This is a genomic window from Pseudomonas sp. YH-1 (assembly GCF_051990045.1).
GTDB lineage: Bacteria > Pseudomonadota > Gammaproteobacteria > Pseudomonadales > Pseudomonadaceae > Pseudomonas > Pseudomonas nicosulfuronedens.
Map to the genome: position 1 here is coordinate 2,553,405 of NZ_CP178184.1, position 17,273 is coordinate 2,570,677.

The 17,273-nt window shown below is 65.9% G+C and carries 12 protein-coding genes; 6 read left to right on the forward strand and 6 right to left on the reverse strand.

From position 1 onward, the window contains the following. Positions 1–138: 138 nt before the first annotated feature. Together lon and ACKI1H_RS11990 are read right to left on the reverse strand one after the other, a co-directional pair. Positions 139–2,538: an endopeptidase La gene (gene lon, locus ACKI1H_RS11985; RefSeq protein WP_440468441.1), complete on the reverse strand. Its 2,400-nt coding sequence runs from the start codon at positions 2,536–2,538 to the stop codon at positions 139–141. Between the two features lie 128 nt (positions 2,539–2,666). Then, positions 2,667–3,461 carry an AraC family transcriptional regulator gene (locus ACKI1H_RS11990; protein ID WP_138520668.1) on the reverse strand — a complete coding sequence of 265 codons (795 nt, stop codon included), beginning with the start codon at positions 3,459–3,461 and terminating at the stop codon, positions 2,667–2,669. Positions 3,462–3,544: 83 nt separating this feature from the next. Here ACKI1H_RS11990 and ACKI1H_RS11995 point away from each other — a divergent pair, with 83 nt between their 5' ends. Then, entirely contained in the window at positions 3,545–4,408 is an 864-nt protein-coding gene (locus tag ACKI1H_RS11995; RefSeq protein WP_440468442.1) for an ATP-binding protein, read from the forward strand. Positions 4,409–4,414: 6 nt separating this feature from the next. On the opposite strand, the gene ACKI1H_RS12000 is transcribed toward ACKI1H_RS11995, so the two are convergent. Beyond that, on the reverse strand, positions 4,415–6,463 hold the full coding sequence (locus ACKI1H_RS12000) for a TonB-dependent receptor (protein WP_440468443.1): 2,049 nt from the start codon (positions 6,461–6,463) through the stop codon (positions 4,415–4,417). A 248-nt stretch (positions 6,464–6,711) separates the two neighbouring features. Here ACKI1H_RS12000 and ACKI1H_RS12005 point away from each other — a divergent pair, with 248 nt between their 5' ends. Beyond that, on the forward strand, positions 6,712–7,461 hold the full coding sequence (locus ACKI1H_RS12005; RefSeq protein WP_440468444.1) for a helix-turn-helix domain-containing protein: 750 nt from the start codon (positions 6,712–6,714) through the stop codon (positions 7,459–7,461). 797 nt (positions 7,462–8,258) lie between these two features. Beyond that, positions 8,259–9,776, forward strand: coding sequence for a sodium/proline symporter PutP (gene putP / locus ACKI1H_RS12010; RefSeq protein WP_440468445.1), 1,518 nt, complete (start codon positions 8,259–8,261; stop codon positions 9,774–9,776). A gap of 301 nt (positions 9,777–10,077) precedes the next feature. Here putP and ACKI1H_RS12015 read toward each other — a convergent pair whose 3' ends face one another. Further along, on the reverse strand, positions 10,078–11,271 hold the full coding sequence (locus ACKI1H_RS12015) for a sugar transporter (protein WP_138520673.1): 1,194 nt from the start codon (positions 11,269–11,271) through the stop codon (positions 10,078–10,080). A gap of 160 nt (positions 11,272–11,431) precedes the next feature. Continuing rightward, entirely contained in the window at positions 11,432–12,346 is a 915-nt protein-coding gene (locus ACKI1H_RS12020; protein ID WP_440468446.1) for a LysR substrate-binding domain-containing protein, read from the reverse strand. 139 nt (positions 12,347–12,485) lie between these two features. On the opposite strand from ACKI1H_RS12020, the gene ACKI1H_RS12025 reads away from it, so the two are divergent. From ACKI1H_RS12025 to ACKI1H_RS12035, 3 genes are read left to right on the forward strand one after another with little or no spacing between them, the layout of a single operon-like run. Then, the gene (locus tag ACKI1H_RS12025) at positions 12,486–13,124 is read left to right on the forward strand and encodes an FMN-dependent NADH-azoreductase (RefSeq protein ID WP_440468447.1); all 639 of its coding nucleotides are present in this window, start codon (positions 12,486–12,488) and stop codon (positions 13,122–13,124) included. Continuing rightward, positions 13,124–13,432, forward strand: a complete 309-nt coding sequence (locus ACKI1H_RS12030) for a DMT family transporter (protein WP_440468448.1) — start codon at positions 13,124–13,126, stop codon at positions 13,430–13,432. Before ACKI1H_RS12025 ends, ACKI1H_RS12030 begins: the two co-directional genes overlap by 1 nt. A gap of 59 nt (positions 13,433–13,491) precedes the next feature. Then, complete coding sequence (locus ACKI1H_RS12035; protein WP_440468449.1) at positions 13,492–13,713, forward strand: VF530 family DNA-binding protein; 222 nt, start codon at positions 13,492–13,494, stop codon at positions 13,711–13,713. A 244-nt stretch (positions 13,714–13,957) separates the two neighbouring features. Here the strand turns inward: ACKI1H_RS12035 and ACKI1H_RS12040 are convergent, their stop codons facing one another. Further along, positions 13,958–17,074 (reverse strand): transglycosylase domain-containing protein, encoded by a 3,117-nt coding sequence (locus tag ACKI1H_RS12040; protein WP_440468450.1) that lies wholly within the window; start codon positions 17,072–17,074, stop codon positions 13,958–13,960. Positions 17,075–17,273 lie beyond the last annotated feature (199 nt).

The window sequence follows — 17,273 nt, forward strand, 5'->3', positions numbered from 1 at the left end:
GAGGCAGCGATAGCGTTCGCCGTGAATAAGCGTCGCTCCTACGAGGAGAGAGAACGGAAAGGAAGCAGTGATCTTGCGAATCACGCCCATGGGGGTGATTCGCAAGCGTGGCCCGCTTCTGCGGGTTCATTCAGGACATCAGGCCGGGAACAATACCCTCGCCACATCGCCGAAACGCTTGGCGAAATGCACCGTGATGCCTTCCTTCAGGTACTCCGGCAGTTCCTCGAAGTCCCCCCGGTTGGGCTCGGGCAGGATCAGTTCGAAGATCTTCTGCCGGCGCGCCGCGATGACCTTCTCGCGCACCCCGCCAATGGGCAGCACCTGGCCGGTGAGGGTCAGCTCGCCGGTCATGGCCACGCCTTTCTTCGGCGCCTGGTTGCGCGCCAGTGACAGCAGGGCGCTGGCCATGGTCACGCCGGCGCTGGGGCCGTCCTTGGGCGTGGCGCCCTCGGGCACGTGCAGGTGGACGAAGGCCTGGTCGAAGAAGGTCGACTCGCCGCCGTACTTCTTCAGGTTCGAGCTGATGTAGCTGTAGGCGATCTCCGCCGACTCCTTCATCACGTCGCCCAGTTGCCCGGTGAGCTTGAAGCCCCGGTTCAGCGTATGGATGCGCGTCGCCTCGATCGGCAGGGTCGCGCCGCCCATGCTGGTCCAGGCCAGACCGGTGATCACGCCTATGCCGGAGAGTACCTGCTCGGTTCGGAACACCGGCATGCCCAGGTATTCCTCCAGGTCCTTGGCGCCGATCTTCACCACCGATTCCGGATCTTCCAGCAGCTTCATCACTGACTTGCGCACCAGCTTGCCGAGTACTTTCTCCAGTTGGCGCACGCCGGCTTCGCGGGCGTAGCCCTCGATCACCGCGCGCAGGGCCGCGTCGTTGATCGACAGGCGACTCTTCGGCACGCCAGCCTTTTCCAGCTGCTTGGGCCACAGGTGACGCTTGGCGATGGCCAGCTTCTCCTCGGCGATGTAGCCGGACAGGCGGATGACCTCCATGCGGTCCAGCAGCGGGCCGGGGATGGAGTCCAGGGTGTTGGCGGTGCAGACGAACAGTACCTTGGACAGGTCCAGGCGCAGGTCCAGGTAGTGGTCGAGGAACTCCACGTTCTGCTCCGGGTCGAGCGTCTCCAGCAGCGCCGAGGCGGGGTCGCCCTGGTAGCTGCTGCCGAGCTTGTCGATCTCGTCGAGCATGATCACCGGGTTCATCACCTCGACGTCCTTCAGGGCCTGCACCAGCTTGCCGGGCAGGGCGCCGATGTAGGTGCGGCGGTGGCCCTTGATCTCGGCCTCGTCGCGCATGCCGCCGACGCTGAAGCGGTAGAACGGTCGCCCCAGGCTCTCGGCGATGGACTTGCCGATACTGGTCTTGCCCACGCCGGGCGGGCCTACCAGCAGCACGATGGAGCCGGCGATCTCGCCCTTGAAGGTGCCGACCGCGAGGAATTCGAGGATGCGGTCCTTCACGTCTTCCAGGCCGGAGTGGTGCCGGTCGAGGACCTTGCGCGCATGTTTGAGGTCGAGCTTGTCGACGCCCATCAGGCCCCATGGCACGGAGGTCGCCCAGTCGAGGTAGTTGCGCGTGACGGCGTATTCCGGCGAGCCGGTCTCCAGGATCGACAGCTTGTTCAGTTCTTCATCGATGCGCTTCTTCGCCTGGTCGGGCAGGGTCTTGCCTTCCAGGCGGGCGCGGAACTCATCGGAATCCGCGCTCTTGTCATCCTTGGTGATGCCCAGTTCCTGCTGGATGATCTTCAGCTGTTCCTGCAGGAAGAACTCGCGCTGGCGCTCGCCGATCTTGCGGTTGACCTCGGCGGACAGCTCCTTCTGCAGGCGCGCGACTTCCACTTCCTTGCGCAGCAGCGGCAGCACTTTTTCCATGCGCTTGAGCATCGGCACGGTGTCCAGCACACCCTGCAGCTCGGCGCCGGGCGCGGTGGTCAGCGCGGCGGCGAAGTCGGTCAGCGGCGACGGATCGTTGGGGTTGAAGCGGTTGAGGTAGTTCTTCAGCTCTTCGCTGTACAGCGGGTTGAGCGGCAGCAGTTCCTTGATCGCGTTGATCAGGGCCATGCCGTAGGCCTTCACCTCGTCACTCGGGTCGTTGGGGGTGTGCGGGTATTCCACCTCCACCAGGAAGGGCGGGCGGTGGCGCTTGATCCAGCCGCGGATGCGCACGCGCGACAGGCCCTGGGCGACGAACTGCAGCTTGCCGCCTTCGCGGCTGGCGTGGTGCACGCGCACCAGGGTGCCGTGCTCGGGCAGGCTGTCCGGGTCGAAGTGGCGCGGGTCTTCCGGCGGGTTTTCCATGAAGAACAGCGCCAGGCTGTGGTGTTCGGTCTTGGCGACCAGTTCCAGCGTCTCGGCCCACGGCTCCTCGTTGACGATCACCGGCAGCACCTGCGCCGGGAAGAACGGGCGGTTGTGGATCGGAATGACGTACACCGTGGTCGGCAGGTTCTGCCCCGGCAACACCAGCCCGGTGTTGCTGACCTCTTCGGCGCTATGGATATCGTGAATCTCGTCGTGGTCGCTCATGAGGCACCTGACTGATTGAACATGACAGTCTAGATGGGGAAACCGGCTCGGGGTTTCAATCCCATTGTTCGAAGGATGTGTCTGGGGATGTTGCGGTCGATTGTGGACGACAGGAGCTTAGGAACGGATTAGCGACGCGGCCGCAGGAAATCGCTGGGCGGCCGGCCGAACTGGCGGCTGAACATGGCGCTGAAGGCGCTGGGCGTGCTGTAGCCCACTTCCAGCGCCACGCTCAGCACGCTCTCGCCCAGGGCCAGGCGCTCCAGCGCGGCCAGCAGGCGTGCCTGTTGGCGCCATTGGCCGAAGGTCAGCCCGGTCTCGGCGCAGAACCAGCGTTGCACCGTCTTGCTGTCGACGCTCAGCCGGGCGGCCCAGTCGGTGAGGCTGGCATGGTCGCCGGGCTGGGATTGGATGGCCTGGCACAGCGCACGCAGGCGCGGATGGGCGGGCAGGGGCAGGTGCAGTGGCAGCATCGGGTCTTCGCGCAGCTCATCGAGCATCAGGCCTAGCACGCGGCCGTCGCGGGAGTCCGGGGTGACCTCGCCGCTGATCGACAGCGCCGCCAGGATCAATTCCCGCAGCAGCGGCGAAACAGCCAGTACGCAGCAGTCCGCAGGCAGGTGCGGGGCGCTGCCCGGCTCCACATAAAGGGTGCGCACCTGCACGTCGCCGACCATGCGCGTCCAGTGTTCCACGCCGCCGGGTATCCACAGGCCACGGTTGTCCGGCACCACCCACTGGCCGCTGGCGCTGCCCACCACCAGTACGCCACGGACGGCGTAGAGCAACTGTGCACGGTGATGGCTGTGCGCGGGCACCTGATGGCCGTCGGGGAAGTCCAGGGCGATGGCCGCCACCGGGCTGGCGGCCCGTTCGTCACCGTGGTTTTCCAGCGGTTGGGGTGGAATGTCCTTTTTGCGCATCTGGATGCCTGTTTGTCGTTAGACGACCACTTTCCTCCATCGTTAGGCTGCTGAACAGTCCCCTCTGCCTCGATGATCCCGCCATGAACGACATGTCCCTGATCGCCGAACAACTGGCCCGAATCGCCCGGTTGCTCGAACAATCCCTGCCTGCGCGCGCCGAGCTGGCGCTGGACGAAGGCGCCATCGCCCATCTCTGGGAGTACCGCCAGGGCCAGCCGCGCCTGACGCCGGTGATCGAGCCGGCGCTGATTGCCTTCGATGACCTGCGCAATGTCGACCGGCAGAAGGCGCTGATCGAGCAGAACACTCGCCAATTCGTTTCCGGCCGCCCGGCCAACAACGTGCTGCTGACCGGCGCCCGCGGTACCGGCAAGAGTTCGCTGGTGAAGGCCTGCCTGCAGGCATTCCATGGCGAAGGGTTGCGCCTGATCGAGGTGGACAAGGAACACCTGGCCGACCTGCCGCAGATCATCGACCTGCTGCGTCATCGCCAGGAGCGCTTCATCCTGTTCTGCGACGACCTCTCGTTCGAGGATGGCGAGACCGGCTACAAGGGCCTGAAGACCGTGCTCGATGGCTCGGTCGCCGGGCAGTCCGGCAATGTGCTGATCTACGCCACGTCGAACCGCCGCCATCTGCTGGCCGAACGCACCGAGGACAACCTGTCGTTCCAGCGCAGCGAGAGCGGCGAGTTGCACCCCGGCGAGGCAGTGGAGGAGAAGATCTCGCTCTCCGAGCGCTTCGGCCTGTGGATATCTTTCTATGCGTTCAGCCAGGAGCAGTACCTGGAGGCGGTCGCGCGCTGGCTGGAGTCCCACGGCCTGGGTGGTGTGCAGCAGGAGGAGTGGGAGCAGGCGGCGATCCGCTGGGCGACCCATCGCGGGTCGCGGTCCGGGCGGATCGCCGCGCAATTCGCCCGGGATTACGCCGGGCGTCGGCCGTAGCTCAGGTCAGAAGGCGACCTTTACTCCCGCCTGGATACCGCGACCACCGGCCGGCACGCTGTCGCGCAGGATCGAACTGGCGTAGCGCACGGTCTGGTTGGTCAGGTTCTCGCCCTTGACGAAGGCCAGCCAGCGGCTGTCGCCCAGGTCGAAGCGGTAGCCAACGCTGGCGCCGAGAGTGGTATAGCCGTCGGTGCGCAGTTCGTTCTCCGGCACGCGGTTCTGGTCGGCGGCGTATTCCACGTCAACCCGTGCCTGCCACTGTTGCAGTTCCCACAGCAGGGCGCTGTTCAGGCGTAGCGGGGCGATGCGCGGCAGGGCTTCGCCGGTATCCTTGTTCTTCGCGCGGGTGTAGTCGCCGGACAATTCCAGGTCGAAGCGGCCGTAGGGGCTGTCCAGCAGGTGGATGCGGTCCTGCGCCTCGACGCCGTAGAAGTCCGCCTTCACGCCGCTGTAGAGGTACTCGGGCAGCGCCTCGTCGTCGCCGGCATCCACCACCGCGCCTTCCTCGTCGCGATAGCGCCCGCTGGCCAGCAGGCCGATGTAGTTGGAGAAGCGGCTGTAGAACACACCGACGCTGCCCTTGTGGCGGCCGTTGTCGAAGCGCAGGGCGAGGTCGGTGGAGACGGCTTTTTCCTTGCTTGCGTCGGCATCGCCCACTTCATAGGTGCCGGTAGCGGCGTGGGCGCCGTTGGCATACAGCTCGTAGAAGGTCGGTGCCCGCTCGGTGTAGGCCAGGGTGCCCGCCAGCGACCAGATCGAAGTCAGCTTGTACACCGCGCCCGTGGACAGGCTGCCGGCGGTGAAGCTGCGCGAACCGTCATTCTCGGCGAAGCGCTCGTTGTCCTTGGCGTTGGGCTCGATGCGAGTGTGCTCGGCGCGTCCGCCCAGGTTCAGCGCCAGGCGTTCGGTGGCTTGCCAGTTCTCGAGGAAGAACAGTGCGGCGCTGTCAGTCTCGGTATGCGGCACGAAGGCTTCTTCGCCAAGCGCGGAGAAGCGGCTGTTGGTGATCTGCGCGCCGACCACGCCGTCCAGTGGCCCGATGGGTTTGTGCCGGGCCTCGATGCGTGCCTCGTAACCGTCGTTCTTGAAGGTGGTGCCGGTTTCGCCGTCCTCGATCTCCTTGTGCTGGTACTCGGTGTAGGCCGCGTCCAGCTTCACCGAGCTGAAGGGGCCGTCGAGGTCGCGGACTTCCGAGGCGAAGGCGTAGCGGTCCTGCTGCATCTTCAGCCGCACGTCGTCTTCGGCGGGCGAGCCGTAGTTGCTGTCGTAGCCGCTGTAGGAGAGGCCGGCGTAGCCATGATCCCAGTGGTAGCTGCCGCCGATGGCGCCACTGTCCTGGCGGCCGTCGCTGTTGTTCACGCGGTGCCTGGAGTCGTCGCCATCGGTCTGGCGCTGGCGTGACGAGTGGGCATAGCCGGGGATGCGCAGGTCGTTGAATTCGCGGGAGCCGGCGTCCAGGTGCAGGGCGAAGGTGCCGTCGCCGGCTTCCAGCGCGCCGGCGGCGCTGCGGGTGGTGTCCGAGCCGCCGTAGCGCAGCTCGCCCTGGCCGTGGATGCCGTCCACCGGTTCGCTGGGGATGCGGTTGTCGAAGCTGTTGACCACCCCGCCGATGGCGTTGCCGCCGTAGAGCAGGGCGGCCGGGCCGCGCACGACTTCGATGCGTTCGACCACGTTGGGGTCTTCCGGCACGGCGTGGTCGTAGGAGAGCGAGGAGGCGTCCAGCGCGCCCACACCATTGCGCAGGATGCGGATGCGATCACCGTCCATGCCACGGATTACCGGGCGGCTGGCGCCGGGGCCGAACCAGGTGGAGGAAACGCCGGGCGTCCCGTTGAGGGTTTCACCCAGGCTGCCTTTCTGCCGCAGGGTCAGCTCGTCGCCCGACAATACGCTGCTGGGGGCAGCTGGCGAGGCGTCTCCCAGCGGGTTGGCGGTGATCACCTGGGGCGCAAGTTCCGTGGGGGCGGCATCGGCCAGCGAGGGCGCACCGGCGCACAGGGCCAGGCCCAGCGGTGCTAGACGCCAGCGCGGGCGGGAAAGGGATGGGGGCATGACGAACTCCTGGTTTTTCTTCTGGCAATACGACCCCCTCCCAAGTGGTCAGGGATACGCCAGGCGGCGGGGAGGGGAAACTGGAATGTGTTATTTGTTATAACATAACATATCTATCAGTTAGCAAGACTTTCCGGCTTAGATGCTTTGGTGCTTTCATGTCCTTGGAGTTGCGCCCGGTTGCACCTGTGCGCTGGGCAGGGCTGGCCGAATCCCGTACCATGCTCAAAATTTGATCAGTTCGAGCCATGTTCGATACCCGCCTCGCCAAGCTGTCCGACCAGACTGACCAGCACGCCCATGACCATCACCAGTTGGTGATGTCCCTGAGCGGCCGCGCGGAATTCGAGATCGGCGGCGCTGGTGGCGAGGTCTGCCGCATGCGCGCCTGCCTGGTGCCGGGGGATGTAGGCCACGAGTTCGCCGGGCTGGGCGACAACCGCATGTTGATCGTCGACCTCGATGAAACCGGTGCCGCCGAACAGGACCGCGAACTGTTGGCGCGGCTGTTCGAGGTGCCGCGCTACCCGACCCTGGATGCGGATTTCCAGCATCTGCTCAGCTACGCCGGAGCGGAGATCGCTCGTTACGGTGGAGATCCTCTGCTCGCTCGCGCCCTGGGGGGCGTGCTGCTAAGGGCATTGCACCTGCGTCTGTTCGGCGAGGACCGCGCGCCGCACAACGGGCCGCTGGACCTGGAGCGGCTGGACAGCTACATCGCCGATCACCTTTCCCGGCGCATCAGCGTGGCCGAATTGGCGCAGGTCGCCTGCCTGAGCCCCAGTCACTTCCATGCGCAGTTCAAGGATCGCGTCGGCCTGACGCCGCACCAGTATCTGCTGCGCCAACGACTGGACCGCGCCGCGCGCCTGCTGCGGGAATCCGATCTGCCGTTGGTCGGCGTCGCCGGGGAATGCGGATTCTCCAGCCAGAGCGCGTTGACCACGGCGATGCGCCGTTACCTGGGCTTGACCCCGGGCAGCCTGCGCCGCTCTTGAATCCGCTAGCCTGCGTCACCCCTGATTGCTGATCGAATGGTCAATTGTCGACCTGTGGGTGCCGGAGTCTTTTGCAAGAACTCCAGAGCTTTCAGCAAGAATTTCGCAGGGTGCAACCCATAGAGTCCGCCCACCGCGTTGCTGGTGTTCCAAGGTGCAACCCGGTCAGACCCAGAACATCAGACCAAAAACAACAGCCAGCTCGATACGCGGGAGGGGCAGCATGCCCATCACCGGTTTTGTCTTTGCCTGTAGCGCGCCCGCACCTGGCCGCATACACCTCTCCACGGCCCGGCCTGCAGTGCCCGCCCGTGGCCTTGCGCCGTCACCGGTCGGGCCGGTGCAACCGCATCGCCCACTTTCTGTACAATCCGCGCCCTCGCGCGCCGGCCACCCCCTGCCGCACCTCCATGCGCGCATGAACACAGTTTCGAATCGCTCCGGCCAGCAGGGCCGCCTGTCCGCAGGGCGGCGCGCGTTGCATTGCCGGGGTGCTGGCGCCCATTCCGGCGCCTGAAGGATCACCGGGCACAGCCCGGGAAACGGCCCGCACCTCGCTCACCGGCGAAGGCGGGACGGAGGTCGCCGTGGTGAGACGGTGGCTGCAGGAAGGCGCCAGCAAGGACGAGGGCGTGCCTGCGTCGGGATGCGTAGCGGTTCGGTGCCGGATGGCGCCACGCGCAACCCGGTTTGCTGTGAGCAAGCGCTAACCGGTCGGCGTCAACAGCGCCGACTGTCAGTCAAGGGTCCGCGATACCCCGCGAACCTGGATAAAAACAAGCTGTAGGGGAGTCCCCATGAGCGTCAACACGCCAACACTGATCACCTTTGTGATCTACATCGCGGCCATGGTTCTGATCGGCTTGGCCGCCTATCGTTCGACCAACAACTTCTCCGACTACATCCTCGGTGGCCGCAGCCTCGGCAGCTTCGTCACCGCGCTGTCGGCCGGTGCTTCGGACATGAGCGGCTGGCTGCTGATGGGCCTGCCGGGCGCCATCTACCTGTCGGGCATTTCGGAAAGCTGGATCGCCATCGGCCTGATCTGCGGCGCCTACCTGAACTGGCTGTTCGTCGCCGGCCGCCTGCGCGTGCACACCGAGCACAACGGCAACGCGCTGACCCTGCCGGACTACTTCAGCACCCGCTTCGAGGACAACAGCCGCCTCCTGCGCGTGATCTCCGCGCTGGTGATCCTGGTGTTCTTCACCATCTACTGCGCCTCCGGCATCGTCGCCGGCGCCCGTCTGTTCGAAAGCACCTTCGGCATGTCCTACGAGACCGCCCTGTGGGCCGGTGCTGCCGCGACCATCGCCTACACCTTCGTCGGTGGTTTCCTGGCGGTGAGCTGGACCGACACCGTGCAGGCTTCGCTGATGATCTTCGCGCTGATCCTCACGCCCATCATCGTGCTGTTCGCCACCGGTGGCGTGGAACCGACCTTCGCGGCCATCGAACTGAAGGACGCAGCCAACTTCGACATGTTCAAGGGCGCTTCCTTCGTCGGCGTGTTGTCGCTGATGGCCTGGGGCCTGGGCTACTTCGGCCAGCCGCACATCCTGGCGCGCTTCATGGCCGCCGATTCGGTGAAGTCGATTCCGGCTGCCCGCCGCATCTCCATGACCTGGATGATCCTCTGCCTGGGCGGCGCCGTCGCCGTGGGCTTCTTCGGCATCGCCTACTTCCAGGCGCACCCGGAGCAGGCTGGCGCGGTCGGTGAGAACCATGAGCGCATCTTCATCGAACTGGCGAAGATCCTGTTCAACCCGTGGATTGCCGGCGTGCTGCTGTCCGCCATCCTCGCGGCGGTGATGAGTACCCTGAGCTGCCAGCTGCTGGTGTGCTCTTCTGCCCTGACCGAAGACTTCTACAAGGCCTTCCTGCGCAAGAACGCCAGCCAGCTCGAGCTGGTGTGGGTCGGTCGCGCCATGGTGCTGCTGGTGGCACTGATCGCCATCGCCCTGGCCGCCAACCCGGAAAACCGCGTACTGGGCCTGGTGTCCTACGCCTGGGCCGGCTTCGGCGCCGCCTTCGGTCCGCTGGTATTGTTCTCTGTGCTGTGGAAGGGCATGACCCGCAACGGCGCGCTGGCCGGCATCATCGTCGGTGCGGTCACCGTGATCGTGTGGAAGCAGTTCGGTTGGCTCGGCCTGTACGAGATCATTCCGGGCTTCATCCTCTCCAGCCTCTCCATCGTGGTGTTCAGCCTGGTCGGCTCGGCACCGTCGAAGGCGATGATCCAGCGCTTCGAGGAAGCCGAGGCGGAATACGCCGAGGCTACTCAGCCGGCCGGCACTGCCGTGACCAGCCGCTGATCCTGAGCTGAATGAAAAAGACCGCGTTCCCGAAAAGGGGCGCGGCCTTTTTCGTTGGGGGGTCCCGTGATGTGTTTCGGGCTGACCGGGTGCGCTTTTGTAGGATGGTGTGGAGCGGAGCGATACCCATCATTCGCGGCGCCAACAGCATGGGTATCGCTCCGCTCCACCCATCCTACGCTGGAGCTCCCAGCGCCGCAGGGCGGATAACCTGGAACAGGAAATCCGCCGAGCCTGGGACGACGGATAACGCTGGCGCATTATGTGCCCTACGAGAACCGGTAGCGCTGGCGCAGGGCGATTAGCGCGAGGTGTTGCCGCTCAGCGCTGCCGCATAGCGCCAGCAGGCGAACAGGCAGAGCAGCAGGCCAGCCACCGCCAGCGCGCCGCCGACGTAGCCGATCCATTCCAGTCCCATGCCCACCGCTACGCGGCTGCCCAGCAGCGCACCGCCGCCGATGCCGACGTTGTACAGGCCCGAGAACATAGCCATGGCCACGTCGGTGGCGTCATGGGCCAGTTGCAGCACCTTGGCCTGCAGTGCCAGGCCGAAGCAGAGAATCGCCGCGCCCCAGAACAGGCTCAGGCCCAGCAGCGCCGTGGGCGAATGGGCGAGCGGCATCAGCAGCAGGAGCGTGGTGCCGAGTACGCCGATGGCCAGGCACGGGAAAGCGCGCGGGAAGCGCTCGCTGTAGCGACTGAAGAGGATCGAGCCGAACATCCCGGCGCCGCCGAACAGCAGCAGGAGCAGGGTGGTCTGGCGGCTGTCCAGGGCAGCGACCTCGCGGGCGAACGGTTCGATGTAGCTGTAGGCAGTGAACTGCGCGGTGATCACCAGAACGGTGAGCACATACATCGACACCAGCGCCGGGCGTCGCAACAGCAGCGGCAGGCTGCGCAGCGAGCCGGAGTTCTGGCTCGGCAGCAGCGGCAGGGCGCGGGCCAGCCAGAGCACCACGACCACCGAGACACCGGCGATGGTGAGGAAGGTCGTGCGCCAGCCCAGCGCTTCGCCGAGCATGCGTCCCAGTGGAATGCCCAGCACCATCGCCAGGATGGTCCCGGTGGCCAGCAGGCCGAGAGCCTTCGCCTGCTGCCCCGGCGGCGCCACGCGCACGGCGAGCGAGGCGGTGATCGACCAGAACACCGCGTGGGCGAAGGCGATGCCGAAGCGGCTGATCATCAGCACGGTGAAGTTCCAGGCGAAGCCGGAGAGCACGTGGCTGACGATGAACAGGCAGAAGATCACCACCAGCAGGCGGCGGCGTTCCATGTTGCGAGTCAGCTGCATCAGCGGCAGCGAGGCCAGCGACACGACCCAGGCATAGAGCGTGAGCATCAGCCCGGTCTGTTCCGGACGCATGTCGAAGCTCGCGCCGATGTCGCTGAGCAGGCCCACCGGGACGAACTCGGTAGTGTTGAAGATGAAGGCGGCGATGGCCAGGGCGATGACGTTCAGCCAACTGCCGGAGCGGGTTTCTTGCGCGGTGGTCATGGGAATCCTGAGGTGAAGTGGGGCTCAGGCCGTGCCTGGGGATCACGCGCGGGGCGTGTCGCGGGCAAAGAAGAATTGTTGTTGCGGCGATGGATCATTCTACGCAGGCATCCGGGGCCGCGCACGGCAAAGGAGCACATGCGCGGGCGCAGCGGCAGGCTCAGGCGGCGTTGCCGATCAGCGGGTCGGCCGCCTGCGCCACTTCTTCGGCCAGCCAGTCGAGGAATGCGCGCACCGGTGGGTGGCGCTCGCGGCCGGGTACGCAGAGCGCGGTGTAGCGGGCGCCGGGTACGTTGATCTCCGGGCGGTAGGGCACCAGCAGGCCCTTCTCCACGCTTTCCGACACCAGCAGCGAACTGGCCAGTACCAGCCCCTGGCCGGCGATGGCGGCCTGCAGGGCATAGAACTCTTCCTCGTACTCGCGCTGCACCGCCTGGGTCAGCAGACATTCCTCGCCGGCCACCTGGCACCAGGCCTTCCAGCCGCGCTCGTAGAGCTCGGAGTTGTGCCAGCGCACGCTGATCATCTCCGGCACTTCCACGTCGGCAGTGGCGACCAGCGCCGGCGCGCCATAGACGGCGAAGCGTTCCGCCAGCAAAAACTGGCTGTGCATGCGCGGGTAGTCGCCGAAGCCGTAGCGGATGGCGAGGTCGACGCTGGCGTCCTGCTGCAGGTCGAGCAGCTCGCACTGGCTGTCCAGGCGCAGGCGGATGTGCGGATGGCGCGCGTAGAAGCGACCGAGGCGCGGCACCAGCCAGAGCGCGGCGAAGGCCGGCGTGGTGGAGATCGTCAGGCTGCTGGCGCTGCGCTGCGGGCGCAGGCTGTCCACCGATTGCGATACCTCCAGCAGTGCGCCATGCAGGCTGCGGAACAGCCGCTCGCCGGCTTCGGTCAGGCGCACCTGGCGCGGCAGGCGCTCGAACAGCGGCAACCCCAGCCATTCCTCCAGCGCGCGGACCTGGTGCGAGACCGCCGTCGGCGTGACTGCCAGTTCCTGAGCGGCGGCCTTGAAGCTCAGCTGGCGCGCGGCGGATTCGAAGGTGCGCAGGGCGGGAAGCGGCAGGTTGGCAAACATGTGATGCTCCATGGATGAGCTGGATTCATCTGGAAGGAAATCCCCTCAGTTGTCCGGTTGTCAGCCTGGAAATAGCTTAGGCAGCAAATGGAGGCCAGTCAGGACCTCCGCAGTGTACACCTTGAACAAGGAAAGACAGATGAACAGGATTCTCGCCATCCATGCCAGCCCCCGCGCCGACCGCTCGCATTCCCGCCGATTGGCCGAGGGCTTCCTCGCCGCGCTGCCGCAGGCCGGGATCACTCGTCGGGAGGTGGGTCGCGCCGACCTGCCTCATGTCAGCGAAGGTTTCATCGCCGCCGCCTTCCACCCGCAGCGCGAGCATCGCCCGGCCGAGTTGCAGGCGGAGCTGGCGCTGAGCGATGAGCTGGTGAACGAACTGCTCGCCCACGACGTACTGGTGATTTCCACGCCCATGTACAACTTCAGCGTGCCCAGTGGATTGAAGGCCTGGGTCGACCAGATTGTCCGTCTCGGCCGCACCTTCGACCTGCATGTGAAGGACGGCGAGGCGGAATACGAGCCACTGCTCAAGGGCCGCAAGGCACTGATCATTACCAGCCGCGGCGGTGCGGGCATGGGGCCGGGCGGCGAGCTGGAGTGGATGAACCACGCTGACGCCTGGCTGCGCGTGGCCCTGGGTTTCCTCGGCATCGAGGACGTGCAGGTGATCGCCGCCGAGGGCGAGGAGGGCAATCCCGAAGCTTTCCGCGCGTCTTATCAACAGGCTGAAAAGGCCCTGGCCGATCTTGCCGAGAGCGAGTGGGCGCGTGCGTGATGGCCTGGGCCATGCTGATGGTGGCAGCAGTGTTCGAGGTAATGTTCGCGGTATCGATGAAGTATGCCGAGGGCTTCACCCGGCCGCTGCCGACGGTGGTGACGGTGCTGGCGGTGATCGGCGGGATCTTCTTCCTCACCCTGGCGATGCGCCAGTTGCCGGTGAGCATTGCCTACCCGGTCTGGACGGCCATTGGCACGCTGGGCACGGTGTTCTTCGGCTTCCTGCTGCTGGGTGAGGCGTTGACGCTGACCAAGCTGGCGTCGGTCGCCCTGATCATCGCCGGCGTGGCGGGGCTGAGGGCCTGATCGCCCGAAGCGGTGGCAGATGCTAAGGTGCCGCGCATTCTCTGCACGACGACACCGACATGACCGACAAACCGAAGAACCCGCTGCACGGCGTGACCCTGGAAACCATCCTCAACCAGCTGGTGGCGCAGTACGGCTGGGATGGGCTGGCCAAACGCATCGACGTGCGCTGCTTCAAGAACGATCCGAGCATCAAGTCCAGCCTGACCTTCCTGCGCCGCACGCCGTGGGCGCGGGAGCAGGTCGAGGCGCTGTACGTGAAGACTGTCCAGAAGGGTTGAGGGTGGGAAGCGTGTAGGAGCGGGCTCCGCCCGTGATAGGCCTGCATTGCGCCGGAGGCCATCGCGGACAGAGTCCGCTCCTACGCTCGATGTTGATGTCGATGTCGGGAATTTCCCTCAGTCGGCCGGCATAAAGAGGTGTGTTTTGCGTAGGAGCGAGCTTGCTCGCGAACCTGCCTGACACTTCGACATCAAGCGCTTCGCGAGCAAGCTCGCTCCTACAGACTCAGCCTTGCAGCGGCGATCAGCGCCAACTCACCCGCAGATTATCCAGCCGCTCCTGGCACCCGGTGCTGATCCCCGGCTCGAGGTAGCCAGTCAGCAGTGGCGCCATCCCCTTGAGCACCTGCACCGGCAGCGCCGAGGTGAACTTGAAGCCGTCGGACTCGCTGCCGGCCACATAGGCGGTGAGCGTGCCGAAGTGGCGCGGGCCGATGTAGAAGACGAAGGTCGCCGTGCGGTTCATCGCCTTGGAGCTCTTCACCCAGCCGCTGCGGGTCACGCTTTCGATGCGGTTGTCGCCGGTGCCGGTCTTGCCGCCCATCACCAGCGCATTGCCATCGGCCAGCTTGAAGGTCCCGGACAGGCGCCGCGCAGTGCCTGCATCCACCACCTGGGACAGCGCGGTGCGCAGGGCCTGGGCAACCTCCGAACGCATCACCTGGCGGCCATTGCCCGACTCCGGGCCAAGGGTGACCTCATAGGGCGTGGCAGCGGCGAAGTGCAGGCTGTCGATGCGCAGGGTCGGCAGGCGCACGCCATCGTTGAGGATGATCCCCATCAGCTCGGCCAATGCCGCCGGGCGGTCGCCCGAGCTGCCCAGCGCGGTGGCCAGCGACGGCACCAGGTGGTCGAACGGGTAGCCCAGGCGCTTCCACTGTTCATGCAGGTCGAGGAAGGCTTCCACCTCCAGCATGATGCGGATGCGCTTGTCGCGGGCGTACTTGTGCCGTGACTTGAACAGCCAGCCATAGACCTCCTTGCGCTCGGCACTGCTGGCGGCCACGGCGTCGGCGAAGGTCGCTGCCGGCTGGCGTTGCAGGTAGCCCAGTAGCCACAGTTCCAGCGGGTGCACGCGGGCGACGTAACCCTGGTCGTTGAGGTTGAAGGCGCCCGGCCCGTAGCGGGTGTAGAGGTCCTCGATGCGCTTGTCGGTGAGCTTGTCGCCAGCGTAATGGCCCTGCTTCAGACGGTCCTGCAGGAAGGCGGCGAAGGTCGGGACATCCGCCTGCGGCTGCAGGTAGCGGTGGATCGCCGCCAGCCGTACCGGCCAGGCACGCAGGCCGTCGAGGAAGGTCGTCAGGCGCGCGTCGTTGTCCTTGCCCTTGTACTTCTGCCAGAAGCGCAGCAGGTAGACCTGGCTTTCCTTGTCGACGAACCGATCGAGGTAGTCCTGTCGGCGCGGGTCCTTGTCGTCGGCCAGCACGGTCACCTTGCTGCCCTCATTGGCATAGATGTCGTGGCGCACCAGGTCGCGCAGCAGGCGGACGAAGGGCAGGTTGATCGACTCGCGCAGGGCGTCCTGCAAGGTCGGGATTCGCCCGTTGTCTTCCTTGCGGAAGTTGCTGAAGGTGTGGATGCCGCCGCCGGTAAAGAAGCTCTCGTACGGGCTGGCGGAGTACTTGCGCTGCAGGGCGGCGGCGAGCATGTCCGGCAGGTCGCGGTCCTTGGCGGTGATCAGGTAGTCGATGGACCAGCGGGTGAGGAAGTCCAGCGGCTCCACCGGCACTTTTTTCAATTCGGCGACAGACAGCGGCGCGTACTGCTGGTGCAGGTCGGCGATGGTTTCCAGGTAGGTGGCGAGCACCCGCAGCTTGGCGGTGGAGCCCAGCTCCAGCTTGCTGCCCTCGTTGATATCGAAGGGCTGCTCGGTACTGTCGGTCTGCACGCGCACACGGTTACCGCTGGGAGTGCGCTCGAACAGGGTGAAGCTGTAGCGCACGTCCTTTGTCTTGTCCTTGGACAGCAGGTGCTCGCCGAACAGGCCGATCTGCTCGGCGAATGCCGGGTCGGAGAGCTGCCGCAGGTAGCCGGTGACCTGCTCCTGCAACTCATGTTGCAGGGTGGTGGTGAAGCTCATGTCGAAGCGGTCGAGATCGTACAGCGGCACGTCGAGCATGCCGGCCAGTCGCGTGCGGGCCAGGCCGATGCCCTTGTTGTTCTCCAGCGGGGTGAAGCTCGGCTCGCTGCGCGGATCGCGGAACACCAGTTTCTGTTTGAGTGCGGCGTCGCGCAACTCGGGGGCGATCACGTTGTTCTGCGCCAGCAGGCGCAGGTAGCTGTCGGTCAGCACGGCGAGCTGGTCGCGGCCGCGCGCCAGGTACCAGGAGGGTCGACGGTGGGCGATCATCAGCGACACCACCTGGCGCAGCGCCTTGCCCTGGGCGGCCAGTTCCGCGCCGGAGCCCGGTGGAGCGTTGAGCAGCTTGTTCACCTGCTGGTAGTCGGCCCCGTACCAGATCCACAGGCCGTCCGGCAGGCCGCTGACTTCGCCGTAACCCGGCTGCGCGGAGAGGGGAACGGAGTTGAGGTAGGTAAGGGCGACGTTGCGCCGAGCAGCCATGTTCTCCGCGCCGTTCTGATACGTGCGCACGCTGGCCGAAGCCATCTGCCGCAGTTTGTCGGTGATCGAGTTGGTGCGGCCATCCTCGGAATGGCGGTACTTCTCGATCTGCGTGGCCAGGGTACTGCCGCCGGGTGCGTGATTGCCCAGGCCGACCAGTTTGCCCACCTGCGCCACGGACGCCTGGGTGAAGCGACTCCAGTCGATGGCCGGGTTCAGGTAGGGGCGGTCGGGGTCGAGCAGGTCGCGGTTCTCGATATACAGCAGGCTGTTGACGATGGCCGGCGAGATGCTCTCGAAGTTGGCGTAGAGCCGCTGCGGGTAGCGGAAGTTGTAGATCGGCAGGCCACGGCAGTCGGCGATGTCGACGCCGGCCTGGGCCTTCTCCGGATAGGGCGGGAACATGCCATGGCCGGTGTACTGCATCAGCGGGTCGGAGAAACGCGCCTGGCTCAGGGTAACGAAGTTGCGCTCGTGCAGGCGGCCCAGGAAGGTCGGCAACTGCTGGTAGCCCAGTCGCCGGTCGAAGGGCCCGCCCTGTGGATAAACCACGTCGTCGGTGCTGCCTTGCCCCAGGCTCCAGGTCAGTCCGGTCGCGTAGCGCGCCAGCTCGCGCGCCTGCAGCTTGGAGGTGCGCGCTTCATAGAGCAGCGCCGCACCCATGGCGGCCAGCAACGGCAGGAGAAACAGGAAGAGGATGAGGAAACGGTGGTGATGCACTTTCTGTGGGGAAAGGCCGGGCCCCAGACTTCCCGGTTGACCTGCCACTTGCGTACCGGAATGCTTCGAGTTGCCCATCTTCACGCCCCGCCCATGCTTGTACGACAGCCCAGGTAGCGGACTCCGCCCACGTGATGGCCGGCACCTTCCTGGCGCCGCGAAAGCCGCTGTCCCCCGCGGCTTTCCTAACTTCCAGCGTAGTCGGCGGCGAAAAAACTGCGCACCGGCTGGCGCCGTTGATGGCTGTGCGGATTGATTTGCCGACGGCCAGCAGGTG

What these genes read in the sequence shown, in the direction of transcription:
- ACKI1H_RS11990 (WP_138520668.1), bottom strand. Translation starts at nt 3,461, where the DNA reads ATGCGCAAAAAGGACATTCCACCCCAACCGCTGGAAAACCACGGTGAC.
- ACKI1H_RS12030 (WP_440468448.1), top strand. Translation starts at nt 13,124, where the DNA reads ATGGCCTGGGCCATGCTGATGGTGGCAGCAGTGTTCGAGGTAATGTTC.
- ACKI1H_RS12000 (WP_440468443.1), bottom strand. Translation starts at nt 6,463, where the DNA reads ATGCCCCCATCCCTTTCCCGCCCGCGCTGGCGTCTAGCACCGCTGGGC.
- putP (WP_440468445.1), top strand. Translation starts at nt 8,259, where the DNA reads ATGAGCGTCAACACGCCAACACTGATCACCTTTGTGATCTACATCGCG.
- ACKI1H_RS12025 (WP_440468447.1), top strand. Translation starts at nt 12,486, where the DNA reads ATGAACAGGATTCTCGCCATCCATGCCAGCCCCCGCGCCGACCGCTCG.
- ACKI1H_RS12005 (WP_440468444.1), top strand. Translation starts at nt 6,712, where the DNA reads ATGTTCGATACCCGCCTCGCCAAGCTGTCCGACCAGACTGACCAGCAC.
- ACKI1H_RS12040 (WP_440468450.1), bottom strand. Translation starts at nt 17,074, where the DNA reads ATGGGCAACTCGAAGCATTCCGGTACGCAAGTGGCAGGTCAACCGGGA.
- ACKI1H_RS12015 (WP_138520673.1), bottom strand. Translation starts at nt 11,271, where the DNA reads ATGACCACCGCGCAAGAAACCCGCTCCGGCAGTTGGCTGAACGTCATC.
- ACKI1H_RS12035 (WP_440468449.1), top strand. Translation starts at nt 13,492, where the DNA reads ATGACCGACAAACCGAAGAACCCGCTGCACGGCGTGACCCTGGAAACC.
- ACKI1H_RS12020 (WP_440468446.1), bottom strand. Translation starts at nt 12,346, where the DNA reads ATGTTTGCCAACCTGCCGCTTCCCGCCCTGCGCACCTTCGAATCCGCC.
- lon (WP_440468441.1), bottom strand. Translation starts at nt 2,538, where the DNA reads ATGAGCGACCACGACGAGATTCACGATATCCATAGCGCCGAAGAGGTC.
- ACKI1H_RS11995 (WP_440468442.1), top strand. Translation starts at nt 3,545, where the DNA reads ATGAACGACATGTCCCTGATCGCCGAACAACTGGCCCGAATCGCCCGG.